Below are 15781 nucleotides of genomic sequence, written 5' to 3'. Positions count from 1 at the left end.
ACTTAGCGCGATTTCGAATACGAAATAACATTCAATGCACACAACTCAGAAATGTTAGCCGCGACGCAAAAAAGGGTAGTGATTATACGGGGTTTCATCGGGTCCGCCGACCGCATCGGAGCGCGGAATTTTGCAGTCGTTGCGCTGCTTTCGACGCGATTTTTTGATCTGAAAAAATATTTCTGCGCCGCGTGAGAGCTTTTCCAAAAAAGCGTCAAACTTCACAACCGGCCAGCAAACTGACCGGCATTATTGCGCTTCCTGGTTGCGGATTGCCGCTCCGGGTCGGGCGGAAATCGCGTAATCGGCCGCAGATTCGAGGCGATTCCCTCACCGACCAGGGTCGGTGCGGAGCCATGTCGGATGCCGCACATAACAAATTAACACAGATTTGCCGCGAGTTGTTAGCAGCGCGGCCCGGCCGATGGCCTCCGATCGGGCAAGACGGCCACCGGCCGCGATCGTCCTCCGGTCGCGCGCGCGTAGACCGCCTCAAGCTGTCGAAGGTTCTCAGCCGGCGCGTAGAGTTCGAGGTAGGCGGCCCGTGCGGCCCGCCCCCAGTCCGCAGCAAGGTCCGCGGCGCCGAGGGTGTCGGCGATCGCGCGTCGGAGCGCAGCCGCATCGCCCGGCGGCACCAGCGCGCCGGTCCTGCCGGCACTCACCACCTCGGCAAGTCCGCCGATCTCGGAGGCAATCACCGGCGTGCCGCGCGCAAACGCCTCGACCACGACCATCGGAAAGCCCTCGTACCAGAGCGACGGCACGACCAAGGCCTGCGCTTTCGCCATTTCCCGCAGCACCTCCGCGCGCGAAAGCGCACCAAGGAACGTCACATCGCCGGACGCCCGCGCCGCGAGCGCGGCGCGCTCCGGGCCCGCGCCCACGATCCGCAGCCGCACGTCGGTCCCGGCAACGGCATCGAGCAGCACCCCGACGCCCTTCTCGCGGCTCAGCCGTCCGACATAGAGCAATCCGGCACGCGGCGCGGCCGGATCGGGCGCGCCGGGATCAGCCATGAAATTCGGCTTCACGTCGATCCGGTCCGCGTCGAAGCCGGCCTGCGCGAACAGGGTCTTGGCAAATTGCGTTAGCGCGATCAGGCGCAGCCCGGGACGCGTCCAGGTGCCGCGGCGCTGGTGCTGCGCGATCATGTAGGCCGAGGCCATCGAGCCGGCGAGCGATCCGCGGTAGCAGCGATGCGCAACGCCCCAGAGATGGCCGCGGTCCAGGCATTTGTGGCAGATGCGGCCATCCCGCAGCAACATGCCGCCGGTGCAGATGGTGCGATAATTGTGCAGCGTCACCACCGCGGGCACGCCCCTTTGCCGGCAGAGATCGAACACCGCGGGCGACAGCAGCGGAAAGAAATTGTGGACGTGCACGACTTCGGGGCGGAAGCGGTCGATCGCATCCGCCATGACCCTGCTGCCGTCCGCATTGTCGGCGATCGACAGCGTGGTCGCGATCCGCGCCGCAAGCGAATTGATCGTCTCGTTGCTGACCGTGAGGGTTTCCACACTGTGTCCCGCGCCGCGCAGCAGGCCGACTTCGGCCTCGAACACAACGTCCTCGCCGCCGCGCCCCTGAAATCTGTTGTGAGCGACCAGGATCTTCATGATCGGGGCGCCAAGTCTCGCGACCAGCGCAGCTCCGTCACCAGGCTTTGGCCGGCGGCAAGCGCACCGGAGCCGATCAGCGTGGTCGCCGGCACTTTCAGATCGAACGACGGCGAGTACCAGCCGGCGGGCACGGCCTCGTCACCACGATATGACGTCCAGCTGAGCCCGGCGGGCAGATCGAGCTCGCCGCGTCCGCCCGGCCATGCGAGCTGCGCCGTGCGCCCCTCGAGCCTGCATTCAACCTCGGGACCGAGATGCCAACTGAGGCTCGCCGGCACCGCACGTCTTTCGTCGCCAAATCCTTCATCCCCAAGCACAATATCGGTGACGACGAGCCGCGCCGCCTGACGCTGCAGATGCACCGAGCGGCGATGCACGAGACCCGCTTCGTCGCGATATCCCGTGTGCTCCGCGACCCAGCTCGCGTCTGCATCACGATTATCCAGGCCACTGGTCGCGATCAGCCGGCTCTGCGCATGCCGGGTCCAGAGGAACGGCCCGCCCGACACCGATTGGTCGCGCGCCAACAGGCAGAGCGTGTTGTGGCCCAGCGTGGAGCGGAAATAGGCGCGCCAGCGCGGATCGCCGTGATAGCAATAGGTGCCGGGGTCGGCGAGGACATCGACGCCGGCGATCCTGCATTCAAGCGACAGCGCATCGGCATGGGCATGCGCGGCGATCCGGCCGAAGCCGTGCGGACCGTGGTCGCAGCGGCACCAGACCGCGCGCTCGGCATCGACGAGAAAGGCTTGTCCTGCCTCAGCCAGCAGATGCGGACGGCGCTGCGGCCGTCCCGCGATCGCGCGCCCCGCGATGCCGTCGGTCAGCACAAAGCTGCGCAAATCGGACTCCGGCAATGGCGGCCACCACGGCAGATCGCCGAACAGGCGCGCGCCGGTGGCGAGCAAGCCGAGCCAGCGATTGCCGGCGTGATCGTCGAGCAGCAGGCCAATGCCGTCGTCGCCATCGCCCTGACGCGGCGGATGCGCGCGATCGTCCAGCATCGCGGCAATGACGTCGCTCATCCGGCACATATTGGCCCAGACCGCGTCGTCAAGCGGATGTCCCGACGCTTCGCCCTGCACCGCCGCGGCGAGCAAAAGTTCGAGGACAAAGCCGTGATAATCGGTGGCGAGCTCGGCGTTGCTGCCGCAGCCAAGGGTTTGCGCAACCGCCTCATGCGCCAGCGTCGCTGAGGATTGCGCACGCCAGCGCGCACTGTCGCGGAAACAGGGAAACACACAGGCCGCCACGAACTGTCCGGCAGCCTCCGCGATGATGTGGTTGTTGGCGGACGAGCCCCGGCTTGGAAACTGCGACAGCCAGTATTGATGGGCATAAAGCTGCGTCAGGAACTGATCGTTGTCCTCGAATAGCGCAGGCGCACCGGGCCAGCCCTGCAACAGCTGGCGCACCCAGGCCCAGGAGATCAGCCGCACGCCGAGCTCGATGCCGCTGATCCAGTGCGGACCGCAGGGAAATGGATTCTCGCGCCACCAGCTCGACAGGTGCTCGGCCACGCGGCTGGCGTAGCGTTGATCCGAGGTCAGGTAGTATGCGGACGCGAGCACCGTGAGATGGTGGTGACGCGACGGCTCCCAGATGTATTTGATGTTTCCGATCGCGGCTTCGTCGCGATACGGAACCGCAAACGCGTACGCACCAGCGGGCGCCCGCTTGCCGCTGCGGACATCGACGAACCAGTCGGGCCGTTCGCCGAGGGCATCATGATCCCTGGCAAAGATCCGCCAGTGTCCGGTGAGAACCCGGTTGGCGGACGCGATCAGCCGCTCGGCGGCTGGCTGCGGCGCGCGGTCCGGCGAAGGCAGCGGCTTCAGCCGCGGCTGCCGCGTGCCCGGCGCGAGCCTGATGCCGGTGCGCCGCGCGAGATCGGGCGGAGCGATCCGCCAAAGCTGGCGCAGCATTTGGTCGTTCACCCGTCCCGCAAGCTCGGACGGCTCCATGCGCCGCAGCCTGCGCAGATACCAGGCCGGATTCATCTCGCGCCGGTCGCGGCGCGCGCGGCGCCCTGCTCTGCGACGTCACGCGTCAGATCGACCGGCATGCCGGCGGCCGCGCTCTCCTGCACCGCAAGCGTTGCGCGGGTGGTCGCAAGCAGGGAATCCAGCCCGATCGGCATCGCGCTCCCCGCTGCGACAGCCGCGATGAAGGCATCCAGCATCGGCCGCTGGCCCTTGTCCAGCCGCGCTTTTTTCGTCGTCCGCTGTCCGGCGTGCCAGACCTCGAAGCCTGCGAAATTATCGAAGGCGGCAAAGCCGGTGCTTGCCGATATTTCGAGCGCCTCCTTCGGCACCCGTGGATCGCCGCCGGTGAGATAGCTGAGGCTCGCAACCGAGCCGTCGGCAAAGTCGAAGGTGGCGACGAGATTGTCGACATCCCTGCCCGCGGCGCGCGCGGAGACGCGCACCGGCTCAGTGCCGAGCCACCACGACAACACGTCGATGAAATGGCCGCCTTCGCCGACAAAGCGGCTGCCCTCGCTCTCGGCCTGCAAATACCAGGATGATTTCTCCAACGGGCCGGCGATGACCCGATACTGCAGGGTCTGCGGACCTGCCGGAGCGAATGCCGCGCGCATCGCTTGCAGCAGCGGCGAGAAGCGGCGGTTGAAGCCGACCATCAGCCTGTTGTTGCCGGTCTCGCGGATCACCTGCTCCAATTGGCCGAGCGAACCGGCATCGATCGCCAGCGGCTTTTCGACGAACACCGCCTTCCCGGCACGCAACGCTTGCACCGCAAGGCCGGCATGGGAGGCGTGGCGCGTCGCGATCAGCACCGCGTCGATGTCGTCGGCGCCGAGCACGGAGGCGGCATCGGTCGAGGCGCGCGCGAAGCCGAACTTGCGCACCGCGGTCGCGCCGCTCAAGCCGGTATTGGTGGCGACCTCGACCAGATCGACGCGTGCGTTGTTCGCGAGCTGCGGCAGCAGCATGCTGGAGGCATAATTGCCCGCGCCAATGACGCCGAGCCGCACCCGGCCGCTGCGCAGGGCAAGCGCCGGACGATAGGTCATCTGCATCGTGCGGGGAGCGGCGTCCGGATAGGCGAACACCATGCCGAGGCCGACTTCGCCCCGGCTCATGCGCTCAAATGCCGATGTTGCCTGCTCCAGCGGCACTGTTTCGGAAATCAGCGAGGAAAAATCGAGCCGTCCGTCGGCGAGCAGGGCTACGATCGCCTCCATGTTGCGCTTCTCGGTCCAGCGCACATGACCGATCGGATAATCGATGCCGCCCTCCTCGTAGAGCGGATCGTAGCGGCCGGGGCCGTAGGAGCGCGAAAAGCGAACGTCGAGCTCCTTGTCGTAGAATTCGTTCCACGGCAGGTTCAGCGTGCATTTGCCGATATCGACGATGCGGCCGCGGTCGCGCAGCAACGCCGCCGAACGCGATGCCAGCTCGGGATCGTCGCTGCCTGCGGTGATGAACACGCAATCGACGCCGTTGCCTGCGGTCAGCTGATCGATCCGGGCGCGAAAGGAGACCGCGGCATCGTCGGCTGCGACGGCGCAGGCCGCAGCCCCCGCAGACTCGGCCTGCCGACAGCGCGCCTCCAGCCTGTCGAGCCCCGCGACCACGACTCCGGCGCCGCGCAGCAGGCGCACCATGATCTGCCCGATCAGGCCAAGGCCGATCACGCAGGCGGTCTCGCCGAAACGGATCTCCGACTGGCGCATCGCCTGCAGCGCGATCGAGGCGATGGTGGTGAAGGCGGCCTGGTCGAGCGCGGCGCTGTCCGGCAGCGGCACGCAGAGGTTCACCGGCACCCAATTGTATTCGGCGTGGGTCGCATATTGATTGCCGCCGCAGCAGACCCGCTGTCCGACCGAGAAGCCGCCGACGCCCTCGCCCACTTCGACGACGGTGCCCGACAGTGAGTAGCCGAGCGGCGTGTAGGAATCGAGCCGGTTCATCACCTTCTGATAGGTCGCAAGCAGGCCCTGCTGGCGGACCGAGCGCGCCACCTTCACGACCTGATCGGGCCGCGCGCGCGCCTTGCCGAGCAGCGACAGGCGGCCTTCGGTGAACTTCATCATCTCGGTGCCGGTGGACACCGCCGAGAATGCCGTGCGCACCAAAACCCCGCCGGGGCGGCAGCGCGGCGCCGGCACATCGATCAGCTTGAGCTCGCCGCTCTTATAGTTCTGCGCGATCTGCTTCACAGTCGGTCAATCGCCTCACGTTAACAGCGCCCTTGTATCGCGCCCGCCGCCGGCAATGAAGCCAAGAACATCGATATAGTTATTCCGCGGCCGGGGTTTAACATCGTTATCATTCCAGCAACAGCACCGGTTTCGGCGAGATCTCGACCTCGCCATTGGCGACAGCTCCTTCGCCGCCGTCGAGACCCTGATAACGGCTGAAATGCGGATCGACCCGGGTGAGCGACCGGCCCTTGGTGCTCCAGAGGATCAGGCCGTTGCGGCCATCCGGCATGCGAAGCTCGACCCGCCACGTCGACGGCGACGTCCTGCCTGCGGCCACGACGCTGGCGCCGACCAACCACGACTGGACCGTGCGGTAGGCAATTCCGCTCGGAAGCAGCCCGCGTGCCGGATCCCATAATTTTCCAAAGTCGCTGCCGCCGCCGGCAAACTCGTACCAATAGAACCGGTCGACGCCGCTGATCCATTTCAGGATGTAGGCCCGCGCCAGGCACCCGTCCGGATTGTCCTCATAGGACGACCAGCCCGCCTCGGTGTCCCAGATCGGCCTTGCCGAGAGATCGTGCGCGGCGAGAATCTGCTTGAAGCGCGCAATGATGCCAATCACCGCTTCGGGTTCGCCGCTATAGCCGTGGAAGGCGAACACATCGGCATATTGCCCGCCGCCTTGCGCCATGAAGGCCTTTTGCCAGCGATATCCGTCGGGTGTGCCGTTGGACGGCGGCGTCAGCACCATCAGATCGGGATCGGCGCTCTTGATGATCTCGTAGGCCCGCTTCTGCATCTGGACCATGGTGGCGATATCGCCCGAGTAATATTTGGGATCTTCCGGCTCGTTCCAGATTTCCCAGTATTTGATGCGTCCGGCGGCACGTGTGACGGCGGCGCGCACCCATTGATCCCATGTCGCCAGATCGGCAGGTGGCGAGCTTGCGCCGGGTGTGAACGCTGGCGGCGCGTCCTTCACCGACGCGGCCCAGCGCGGCGTGAAGGCGAGATTGAGCACGATATCGACGTGCTCGCGCTCCGCCGCCGCAAGGATGGCGTCGAAGCGCGCCCAGTTATAGATCCCGGGCGCCGGATTGATCTGCGCCCAGTAGATCGCGCCCCACAGCCGAACGCCGTCGAATTTCAGTTCAGGCCAGGGTTGCGATTGCCCGATCGCGTTGACCGTCATGCCGAACAGCGTCGACGGGACCACCGCGTTCAGACGGCTCGCGACGAGCGCATCGTTTGAGGTCGAGCCGGCCCACAGCAACGGCCATTTGTAGGCCAGCGGCGCGAGCGCGCTCAAAACCAGGGCAATCAACGCCCTTTGACCCCATTCCCTCACTTTGCCTGCCATGTCCTCGTCTCGTCGCCGTCACATCCGCGCCGGGATTGCTAAATGCAAGTCGCGCATGTTAATGCCGATGTTAGTCGGATTGTGATGTTGTTAGGTCAATGGTATAGATCATCGCAGATGTCGAGAGCTGAACCATCACCGCGGCGGATCCTGATCGTCGTCGAGAACCTTCCGGTTCCTTTCGATCGCAGGGTGTGGTGCGAGGCAACGTCGCTGCGGAAGGCGGGCTATCAGGTTTCGGTGATCTGCCCGATGGGCCGCGGTCACGACGAAGCCTACGAATGTCTCGAGGGCATTCACATCTACCGCCATCCGATGCCGCTGGAAGCACGCGGCATCGCCGCCTATCTCATCGAGTATCCGGTCGCACTGTTCTGGGAAACCTGGCTTGCGATCAAGGTGGCGTGGAAGCACGGCTTCGACGTGATCCAGGGCTGCAATCCGCCTGACCTGATCTTCCTGATCGGCCTGTTGTTCAAGCTCGGCGGCAGGCGCTTCGTGTTCGATCATCACGACGTCAATCCCGAGCTCTATGAGGCGAAATTCGGCCGACGGGACTTTTTCTGGCATCTGTTGCGGCTGGTCGAATATCTCACCTTCAAGACGGCAAGCATCTCGATCGCGACCAACGAATCCTATCGCGAGATCGCGGTCACGCGCGGCGGCATGCCGGCCAACCGGGTTTTCGTGGTGCGCTCCGGCCCCAACCTCGAGCGGGTGCGCTTGCGCCCGGACGATCCGGCGTGGCGCCGTGGCCGGCGCTACAGCGTCGGCTATGTCGGCGTGATCGGCCAGTCGGAAGGCATCGATTTGCTGCTGCAGTCGATCGGCCATATCGTGCACGATCTCGGACGCACCGACATCCAATTCAACATCGGCGGCACCGGGCCGGAATGGAACGCAGTGGTCCAGCTCTGCGAGGAGATGCAGCTCTCCGATTATGTGAACTTCACCGGCGCCATCGCCGACGATGCGCTGTTCACGATGCTCTCGACCGCCGATGTCTGCGTCAATCCGGACCGCGTCACGCCGATGAACGACATCTCCACCATGAACAAGATCATGGAGTACATGGCGCTCGGGCGGCCGATCGTGCAGTTCGACGTCCGCGAGGGCCGCCGCTCCGCGCTCGATGCCTCGCTCTATGCAGCGAAGAACGACCCGCAGGATTTTGCCAGCAAGATCATCACGTTGATCGACGATCCGTCGCTGCGTCAGACGATGGGCGCGTTCGGCCGCAGCCGCGTCGAGCGCGCATTGTCGTGGACCCATGAGGAGCCGAAGCTGCTCGCGGCCTATGAGGCGCTGTTCGCCGAGAAGGCCTCGGAGAGCCGTACGCCACGCACGAGCGCAACCGCGGAACGGCCGACCTCACAAGCCTCCGGCATCAACGCCAATGCGGCCGCCGGGCGGGCCTCGCGTTGAACGCGCTGCCGCCTCACCCACGCCAAGCGCGCCGCGGCCACGCGCGCGTTTCCAAGCTGTTGAAGGTCGAAGCATGAATGTCAGCATATTCGGCCTGGGTTATGTCGGAACGGTGTGTGCCGCCTGTTTCACCGAGCTCGGCCACCAGATCATCGGCGTCGACAAGAGCGTGGCGAAGGTCGACCTGATCCGCGACGGCCGATCGCCTGTCATCGAGCCAGGCATTTCCGACAAGGTGGCGCGCGCGGTCTCAGCCGGCCAGTTGACCGCGACCACCGATGCCACCGAGGCGATCGTCAACAGCGACATCTCGATGGTCTGCGTCGGCACGCCCTCCTCCGGCAACGGCAATCTTGACCTCACCGCGATCCGGCAGGTCGCAATCGAGATCGGCCGCGGGTTGCGCGCCAAGAACGCGCCGCATACCGTGACGATCCGCTCCACTGTATTGCCGGGCACCACCCGCGGCACCGTCGGGCCGCTGATCGAGGAAGCCTCCGGCAACAGGATCGGACGCGATTTCGACCTCGCCTTCAATCCCGAGTTCCTGCGCGAAGGCTCAGCGATCGCGGACTTCAATGCGCCGTCGAAGACCGTGGTCGGCGCCTTCAACCAGGAAACCGCCGACCGCGTCATGGCGCTCTACAAGGACCTGCCGGGCGCCAAGATCACGCCGCCGGTCGAGACCGCGGAACTTGCCAAATATGTCGACAATAGCTGGCATGCGCTGAAGGTCAGCTTCGCCAACGAGATCGGCACCATCGCGAAGACACTCGGCATCGACGGCCGCGACGTCATGAACATCTTCATGCAGGACACGCGGCTCAACATCTCGCCGGCATACTTGCGGCCGGGTTTTGCGTTCGGCGGCTCGTGCCTGCCCAAGGACGTCAAGGCGCTGAAGCATCTGGCGCACAGCCGCGGGCTGTCGACGCCGGTGCTCGAAAGCATTCTGCCGAGCAACGACATGATCATGTCGCGCGGAGCCGACTGGATCCTGTCGCACGAGGGGCGCCGCATCGCCTTCCTCGGCATCAGCTTCAAGGCCGGCACCGACGACGTGCGCGACAGCCCGTTCGTCGAACTGGTGAAGAGTCTGCGCGGCGAACGGCGCGAAATCCGGATCTACGACCCCAATGTGCAGCTATCACAACTGATCGGCGCCAACCGCGACTTCCTGATGCGCAACCCGGACCTGGTCGGCCTGCTGCATGACGACGTGGCGGCGACGATCGAATGGGCCGATATCATCGTGCTGACGACGGCCGATCCGCGCTTCGTCGCGGCACTGACGGCAAGCCGTCCCGACCAGACCGTGCTCGAACTGGCTGATATCGGACTGCCCGACGAAGTCAGCGCCAGAGTGAGCGGCTTCCATTGGTAGGGATGACCATGGCGACCATGGCCGAGACCCGCGACCGACCCGAAATCCGCTTCCACGACGAGATCTCGTCGGGATGGGAGGCACTGCATCAGAGCCGCACCTTCAGGGCGCGCACTACCGCGATGTTTGGCCTGCTCGGGAATGCGGAGCTCAACGGCCAGCGCTGGCTGGATGCGGGTTGCGGCACCGGAACGCTGTCGCGCCTGCTCGCCGCACGGGGCTGCGACGTCACCGGCGTCGACGCCTCGCCCGAGATGATCGCGGCGGCGCGCCGCCGCCTCGCCGACCTACCGGCCGAACGGCTGACCTTCCGGCAGATCCCGACCATCGCAAACCTGCCCTTCGCCGATCGATCGTTCGATGGCGTGCTGTGCGCGAGCGTGCTGGAATATGTCCCGGACGTGGCGCAGTGCCTCCGCCAGATCCATCGCGTGCTCAGGCCCGGCGGCGTGCTGCTGGTCTCGATCCCGAACCGCGGATCGCTGCTGCGCCGGGGCTACAAGCTCGCGCACGCGGCATCATCACGCGTGATGGCGCGGCCACTGTTCCGCTACCTTGCCTTCTCCAAATTCGACACCTCGCCGGCCGCGATGCAGGGCCTGCTGCGACAGCATGGCCTCACGATGCTCGGCTCGAGCTTTGCCGGCTCCCCGCTGCCGCCGGCGCTCGATCGCCGGCCGACGATCGGCACGCTGATCAACATCCTGGCCCGCCGCGACGATTGATGCGGCAGGCGGACGCCCGTCTCACGTCTTGATCGCCATCAGCGATTTGGTCATGCCGAGATAGCGTTCGCGATAGATTTTCGCGTCCGGAAAGGTTTCCGTCATCTCGCGCCAATCGAACAGGTGCCAGTCGGGCGCGGTCCGCTTGAACCAGAAGCGATTGAAGATATCGATCAGCGCGATCTGCATCCGCCGCGGCAGCAGCACGATGATGCCGGGCAGCCAGGTATGGCTCTCGATCGGAAAGTACCGGTACGGCGTCTGCACGTAGAAGGATTTTGCGACCCGCGAGATCTCGCGGGCGAAGCGGTTCTGGTGCTCGCGCGCGACATTCAGAAAATCCGCGTCGCTTGCGATCCTCACCACGTCCTGCTTCGGCCCGGTGACGTGCTCGATCACCGACGAACAGAAGCAGAAGTCGAACGCCTGGTCGTCGAACGGCAGGCGCTCGGTCTCCTGCAGCAGCACAGTCTTGAAGCCGAAGCGCTCGCGCGCAGCCTTCAGATCGTCGGCCGAGATGTCGCAAACCGTGATGTCGGTATGGCGCGGCAGGATCGCGCGAATGTGCCGGCCGGTGCCGCCGCCGAGATCGAGGATCTTTGCATCGAGCGGCAGGTTCACGGTGTGGACGAGGAACTCGCCGCGCCGCTGGCGTGCCGCACTGGAAAATCGGGCCTGAATGACGCCCAGCACGATCAGCCTCCTGCTTTCGGTCGCACCGATCCAGCACGACGCATGCGATCTTTCCCGCTCACTTGATGGCCTCGAAGAAGATCGATTCGTCCGGCCGGTTGTCGAGCCGGTCGATATCGGGACAAATGCCCTCGCGATAGGCCCTTATGTGGGTCTCCGAGCACCCGGCGCCACGGAACAGCGTCGCGAGCGACGCGCGGGTAAAACCCCAGTGATGCGCGAAGGCCACCTCCTTTCGGCGTTCGATCTCGAACACGCCCTTGAGGAAAGCCTGCGGCGCCGCCGGATCGTACAGCGCGACGATCCGTTCCATGTCGGGGACGACGATGCGGCATACCCCGCCGGGCGCCAGCACCCGCACGATCTCGCGCGCCAGCCGCTCGACCTCGTCGGGAAACAGATGCTCGAACACGTGCGCGCTGAACACCGCCGTGAGGCTGCCATCCGCGAACGGCAGCGGCTTGGTCAGGTCCATGTGGCGGAGCCCTGCGAACTTGCCCTGGCGGTGCTCGGCATAGCGGGCATCGCTCAGCAGGCCGGCGAGATGCAGCGCTTTCGCCGCGAACGGCAGGCGCGCGATCCACAGATGCATCGTGATGTCGGTATTGATCCAGCCCTCGATGCCGCAATTGAAGGCGCCGATATGCAACTTCGAGAGCGCGCGGCCCGATGCGTCGTTCGTCATATCCGCTCCCGCGCCGAATTGGTCAGCACGACCGTAATCACCGACGCCGCGCTGGAGGCCACCATCGCCGCAACCGCACCCGTTACCCCCCACGCCGTGGCCGCGAACGGCAGCACGCAGCACAACGCGACGAGGCCTGCGATCCGGCTCAACATGAACCGCTGCGGCTTGCCGGTCGCAAACAGCGGCAATGCGAGGCCGAGCCACACCGCATCGAGCGCCATCGCAGCGCCCATCAAGGCGAGGCTTCCGGTGCCGATCTGATAGGTCTGCCCATGGATGACGAGCGCGAGAATGCGCTGGCCGAGCAGCACGATCGCCGTGCCATAGGCCGCGGCGATCGATCCGAGCAGCAAGGCATTTTCACGCGCGGCCGCGGCAACGGCGCGGCGCCGGCCGGCGCGCAGCTCGGATGCGATCTCCGGCAGGCGGACCGAGAACATCGTCGCACAGAACTGGCTGAGCGGTGCGAACACCAGCAGCAGGATGCGCAGCGATGCACTGGCGTCGAGCCCGATCAGGACGCCGCACACCGGGATCAGCCCGATGCTGCCGATCCAGTAGGTGAGCGAGGTCGCGACGAACCAGCGGCCGTTCCGGAACAGCCGCCGCAGCGACCCGCGGAAGATTCTTGCCTGCGGCCAGGCCAGCTCGTTGGTGTGGGCCAGCAGCAGGCTCGCGGCGACCGTCGCCGAGATCGCGATGCACGCCATCGCTGCGGCGGCGCCGGTGAGCTTCAGGGCGATCATCAGCCCGGCCGAGGCGACCAGCGCCCCGCAATAGGTCAGCGATGACGCCACCGCGCGCGGCAGCCGGCTATCGAGATAGCCGATGCGGCGGAACATACTTTGCAGACGAACCGCCGGGATCGCGAGCCCGGTTGCAACCACGAGCCCACCCGCTTCGCTGCCGATCGCGGCGATCACCAGGCCTGCAATCACCAGCAGCAAGCCGAGCGAACCCGAGACGAGCAGCGACGACAGATAGAGGCCGAGCCGGAGCTGCGGCCACAACGATTTCGGGATGCGATGCGCGGTCGCCGGCAGGCCGTCGTCGAACAGGCCGCGCAGGAACACGGCCTCGATCAGGATCGAGAACGACCAGGCGACGCTGAACCGGCCGAACGAATTGATGTCGAGCACGTTGGCGAGCACGATCGTCAGCACGAAGGCGGCGCCGCTGAGCAGTGCCTGATCGACCAGGCCGAGCGCGACATTGCCGCCGGCCCGCCGCAGCCGGCGGACCGATCCGCTCACGGCGGCGGCGACCCGGGACTGGCCCGCCGCGCGATCCAACCTGTCGGTCAACGCACTCACGCCTCACTCACACGCAATCTGGTGAACGCCCGCCGCGGCACCGTTTGCAGCCTGGCCTCCGGCCCGAAATAGCACCAGAACACCAGCACGCAGCCGAAATAATTGTGCAGCAGCTGGCTCGAATCGTTGGCGGAGGCGACCACGACGAACAGCAGCATCGCGAACGGCGCCAGCCAGTACATTCCTCGCCGCTCGAAAGTGAAGACGATGGTGTTCCACAACGCGCGCCCCAGCAGCAGGATGTAGAACACGCCGCCGAGCAGACCGAACTGCAGGAAGGCGTCGAGATAGGAATTTTCGAACGAGCCGAACTCGGTATTCCACGGCGCCATGTTGGTCAGTTCGGTCGCGGGCGAGTTCGGCAGCTCGTTGAAGAATCCGGAGAAGCCGTAGCCGAGCCAGGGGTGTTGCCAGAAGAAATGCGGCCACACCGACCAGAGGAACGAGCGGCCGGTCAGATTTCCGCTGCGGCCGACCAGCCCATACAACTCGTCGCTCGGCACCGCGAACACGACAAGCGCCACGAAGGCGAGGCCAAGCCAGTAGATCGCCGCGGCGCCCCTGTGCCCGAGCGCCACCAGCAGCAGCCCGAACGTGACGGCAAGCGCCGTCAGCATGCTGATCAAAGGTCCTGCGGCGCCTGCCGCCGCGAGCGCAAACAGATGGCAGCCCATCAGCAACAGCGACCAGCCGAATTGCTTGCGCGGCCCCGCCAGCATGCGCACGAAGCAGATCAGCGCCATCAGGCCGAAGAAGGCGCCCGCGAGGTTCTTGTGGCCGAACACCCCGGCATAGGCCTGGGTGCCGAGCACCGTCGGCCGATGCAGCGGGTCGTAATCCCATTGCGAGCCGATCACCGGAAACAGCACGACGTGAACGATCAGGACCACGATCCCGATCCGGAACAAGGTGTCGACCAGACGGTCGACCGGACAGCTGATCACGACCCAGGCCGAGAACATCGTGGTCAACAGATACATCGCGAACTTGACCGACGAGCCGGCGGGATCGGCGCTCAGCATGAGCGACACCAGCGCGAAGGCCATAAACGTCAGATAAAGGTGCGATTGCAGCATCAGCAGGCCGAAGCGCTTCCGGTCGACTGCAATATGCAGCATCAGGAGAATGTAGAGCAGCAGCCACGCGCCGCGGAACAGCGTGGATTCGCCGGCCCGTTCCGCGAACGAGATGCCCTCGATGAAATTGAACAGGAAATAGATACAGCCGAGCACCATCACCAGATAGGCGTGCAGGAACACATCGGTCCGCCACCACCATCGGCCGATCATGGCACGGCCTCCTGCCGGGCCGGCGCCCGCGAGAGATGATCGACCGCAGCGCTGAAGCGGGCCGCGGCGTCGGCAAGCGCATCGCGTCGCACGCTTTGCCGGGCTCGCTGCGACATCGTTTCCCAGCGTGCGGGATGTTCGAGCAGGCCGCGCGCCGCATCGACCCACATCTGTTCGTCGAGAGCGCAAACATGGCCGTTGTCGCCATCGCGCACCAACTCGCCGCCTGCCCCGACATGCGGCGACACCAGGCAGGGCACGCCGCACTGCATCGCCTCGTTGCAGACGAGGCCCCACGGCTCCAGCAGCGAGGGCAGCAGCAGCAGGCGGGATTGCAGATAGACTTCCGAGATCGCTTGCCACGGCACATAGCCATCGTGGCGGACATCGATGCCGGCATCGCCGAGCCGCGCCAGCATCCGCGCCTCGGCGGCGCCGGACCCGACTACGCGGATACTGAGTCCGTGCAGCACCTTGCCGAGCGCGATCGCGACGTTCTCGAAGAAGATCGCATTCTTGGCGTCGTCGTTGATGCGGGCGCACCAGAGCAGATGATAGGGACGATCGTGGAAGGCGGGCACCGTCGCCGGCGGATCCCATGCCGGCACCAGCGGCACCACGAACAGATCGTCGTCGACCACGCCCTGTTCGCGGAAATAGGCCCTGCCCTTGTCGCTGCAGCAGACCACCGCGTCGCATTGGCGCAGCAGCCATGGCCGCGCCAGCCGGTGATAGGCGGTGTTGGGCATGGTCTCGCGCCAGCCGTCTATCGTCAGCGCGAGCGCCTTGCCGTTGCCGCGCGCCCATGCCGCGCCGGCCAGCATCGAGGGATAGAGTCCGTTGACGAACAGCACGTCGGGCGCAAGCGCGTTCAAGGCGCGGCCGATCCCGATATTGACATGGGTGTGACGCGACCGCGACAGCGGGATCGAGACGCCGGGCACCGTGCGTGTGGTATAGCGCGGCGTAAACGAGCCGGCCCAGAACCGATCGGCCTCCTGCGCGGTGCAGGACAGCACGGCGAGATCGAGCCCTCGGTCAACCAGCTCGTTGTAGAGCCGGTTGGTGTAGGGTGTGATCATGTTGTTGAAGACGACCACGCGCGGCGCCATGG

At 65.7% G+C, this 15781-nt stretch carries 12 protein-coding genes; 3 read left to right on the top strand and 9 right to left on the bottom strand.

Features of this window, described 5'->3' with window-relative positions; translation table 11 throughout:
• Positions 1 to 404: 404 nt before the first annotated feature.
• From ACVMB0_RS21170 to ACVMB0_RS21155, 4 genes are all read right to left on the bottom strand, one after another.
• Complete coding sequence (locus ACVMB0_RS21170; protein WP_461347551.1) at positions 405 to 1616, bottom strand: glycosyltransferase; 1212 nt, start codon at positions 1614 to 1616, stop codon at positions 405 to 407.
• Positions 1613 to 3619, bottom strand: a complete 2007-nt coding sequence (locus ACVMB0_RS21165; RefSeq protein WP_456755750.1) for an alginate lyase family protein — start codon at positions 3617 to 3619, stop codon at positions 1613 to 1615. The genes ACVMB0_RS21170 and ACVMB0_RS21165 overlap by 4 nt, the downstream gene beginning before the upstream one ends.
• Entirely contained in the window at positions 3616 to 5802 is a 2187-nt protein-coding gene (locus ACVMB0_RS21160; protein WP_461347550.1) for a bi-domain-containing oxidoreductase, read from the bottom strand. The genes ACVMB0_RS21165 and ACVMB0_RS21160 overlap by 4 nt, the downstream gene beginning before the upstream one ends.
• A gap of 109 nt (positions 5803 to 5911) precedes the next feature.
• Positions 5912 to 7150: a glycosyl hydrolase gene (locus ACVMB0_RS21155; protein ID WP_461347549.1), complete on the bottom strand. Its 1239-nt coding sequence runs from the start codon at positions 7148 to 7150 to the stop codon at positions 5912 to 5914.
• Between the two features lie 117 nt (positions 7151 to 7267).
• On the opposite strand from ACVMB0_RS21155, the gene ACVMB0_RS21150 reads away from it, so the two are divergent.
• The 3 genes from ACVMB0_RS21150 (at position 7268) to ACVMB0_RS21140 (ending at position 10684) form a co-directional block, all read left to right on the top strand.
• A complete protein-coding gene (locus tag ACVMB0_RS21150; protein ID WP_461347548.1) occupies positions 7268 to 8575 on the top strand; it encodes a glycosyltransferase family 4 protein in 1308 nt (435 codons plus the stop codon).
• 73 nt (positions 8576 to 8648) lie between these two features.
• Positions 8649 to 9959 (top strand): nucleotide sugar dehydrogenase, encoded by a 1311-nt coding sequence (locus tag ACVMB0_RS21145; RefSeq protein ID WP_461347547.1) that lies wholly within the window; start codon positions 8649 to 8651, stop codon positions 9957 to 9959.
• An 8-nt stretch (positions 9960 to 9967) separates the two neighbouring features.
• Positions 9968 to 10684, top strand: coding sequence for a class I SAM-dependent methyltransferase (locus tag ACVMB0_RS21140; RefSeq protein ID WP_461347546.1), 717 nt, complete (start codon positions 9968 to 9970; stop codon positions 10682 to 10684).
• Positions 10685 to 10705: 21 nt separating this feature from the next.
• Here ACVMB0_RS21140 and ACVMB0_RS21135 read toward each other — a convergent pair whose 3' ends face one another.
• From ACVMB0_RS21135 to ACVMB0_RS21115, 5 genes are read right to left on the bottom strand one after another with little or no spacing between them, the layout of a single operon-like run.
• Positions 10706 to 11377 (bottom strand): class I SAM-dependent methyltransferase, encoded by a 672-nt coding sequence (locus ACVMB0_RS21135; protein WP_461347545.1) that lies wholly within the window; start codon positions 11375 to 11377, stop codon positions 10706 to 10708.
• Positions 11378 to 11435: 58 nt separating this feature from the next.
• Complete coding sequence (locus ACVMB0_RS21130) at positions 11436 to 12062, bottom strand: class I SAM-dependent methyltransferase (protein WP_461347544.1); 627 nt, start codon at positions 12060 to 12062, stop codon at positions 11436 to 11438.
• Positions 12059 to 13378: an MATE family efflux transporter gene (locus ACVMB0_RS21125; RefSeq protein WP_461347543.1), complete on the bottom strand. Its 1320-nt coding sequence runs from the start codon at positions 13376 to 13378 to the stop codon at positions 12059 to 12061. The genes ACVMB0_RS21130 and ACVMB0_RS21125 overlap by 4 nt, the downstream gene beginning before the upstream one ends.
• Positions 13375 to 14667: an O-antigen ligase family protein gene (locus ACVMB0_RS21120; protein WP_461347542.1), complete on the bottom strand. Its 1293-nt coding sequence runs from the start codon at positions 14665 to 14667 to the stop codon at positions 13375 to 13377. The genes ACVMB0_RS21125 and ACVMB0_RS21120 overlap by 4 nt, the downstream gene beginning before the upstream one ends.
• Positions 14664 to 15779 carry a glycosyltransferase family 4 protein gene (locus ACVMB0_RS21115; protein WP_461347541.1) on the bottom strand — a complete coding sequence of 372 codons (1116 nt, stop codon included), beginning with the start codon at positions 15777 to 15779 and terminating at the stop codon, positions 14664 to 14666. The genes ACVMB0_RS21120 and ACVMB0_RS21115 overlap by 4 nt, the downstream gene beginning before the upstream one ends.
• Between the last annotated feature and the right edge of the window lie 2 nt (positions 15780 to 15781).

It is taken from the genome of Bradyrhizobium sp. USDA 4451 (genome assembly GCF_054822585.1).
Note: the sequence above shows the minus strand (reverse complement) of the source record. Positions and strands in the feature narration are given on the sequence as shown.

What these genes read in the sequence shown, in the direction of transcription:
- ACVMB0_RS21170 (WP_461347551.1), bottom strand. Translation starts at nt 1,616, where the DNA reads ATGAAGATCCTGGTCGCTCACAACAGATTTCAGGGGCGCGGCGGCGAG.
- ACVMB0_RS21165 (WP_456755750.1), bottom strand. Translation starts at nt 3,619, where the DNA reads ATGAATCCGGCCTGGTATCTGCGCAGGCTGCGGCGCATGGAGCCGTCC.
- ACVMB0_RS21155 (WP_461347549.1), bottom strand. Translation starts at nt 7,150, where the DNA reads ATGGCAGGCAAAGTGAGGGAATGGGGTCAAAGGGCGTTGATTGCCCTG.
- ACVMB0_RS21150 (WP_461347548.1), top strand. Translation starts at nt 7,268, where the DNA reads ATGTCGAGAGCTGAACCATCACCGCGGCGGATCCTGATCGTCGTCGAG.
- ACVMB0_RS21145 (WP_461347547.1), top strand. Translation starts at nt 8,649, where the DNA reads ATGAATGTCAGCATATTCGGCCTGGGTTATGTCGGAACGGTGTGTGCC.
- ACVMB0_RS21140 (WP_461347546.1), top strand. Translation starts at nt 9,968, where the DNA reads ATGGCGACCATGGCCGAGACCCGCGACCGACCCGAAATCCGCTTCCAC.
- ACVMB0_RS21130 (WP_461347544.1), bottom strand. Translation starts at nt 12,062, where the DNA reads ATGACGAACGACGCATCGGGCCGCGCGCTCTCGAAGTTGCATATCGGC.
- ACVMB0_RS21120 (WP_461347542.1), bottom strand. Translation starts at nt 14,667, where the DNA reads ATGATCGGCCGATGGTGGTGGCGGACCGATGTGTTCCTGCACGCCTAT.
- ACVMB0_RS21115 (WP_461347541.1), bottom strand. Translation starts at nt 15,779, where the DNA reads ATGGCGCCGCGCGTGGTCGTCTTCAACAACATGATCACACCCTACACC.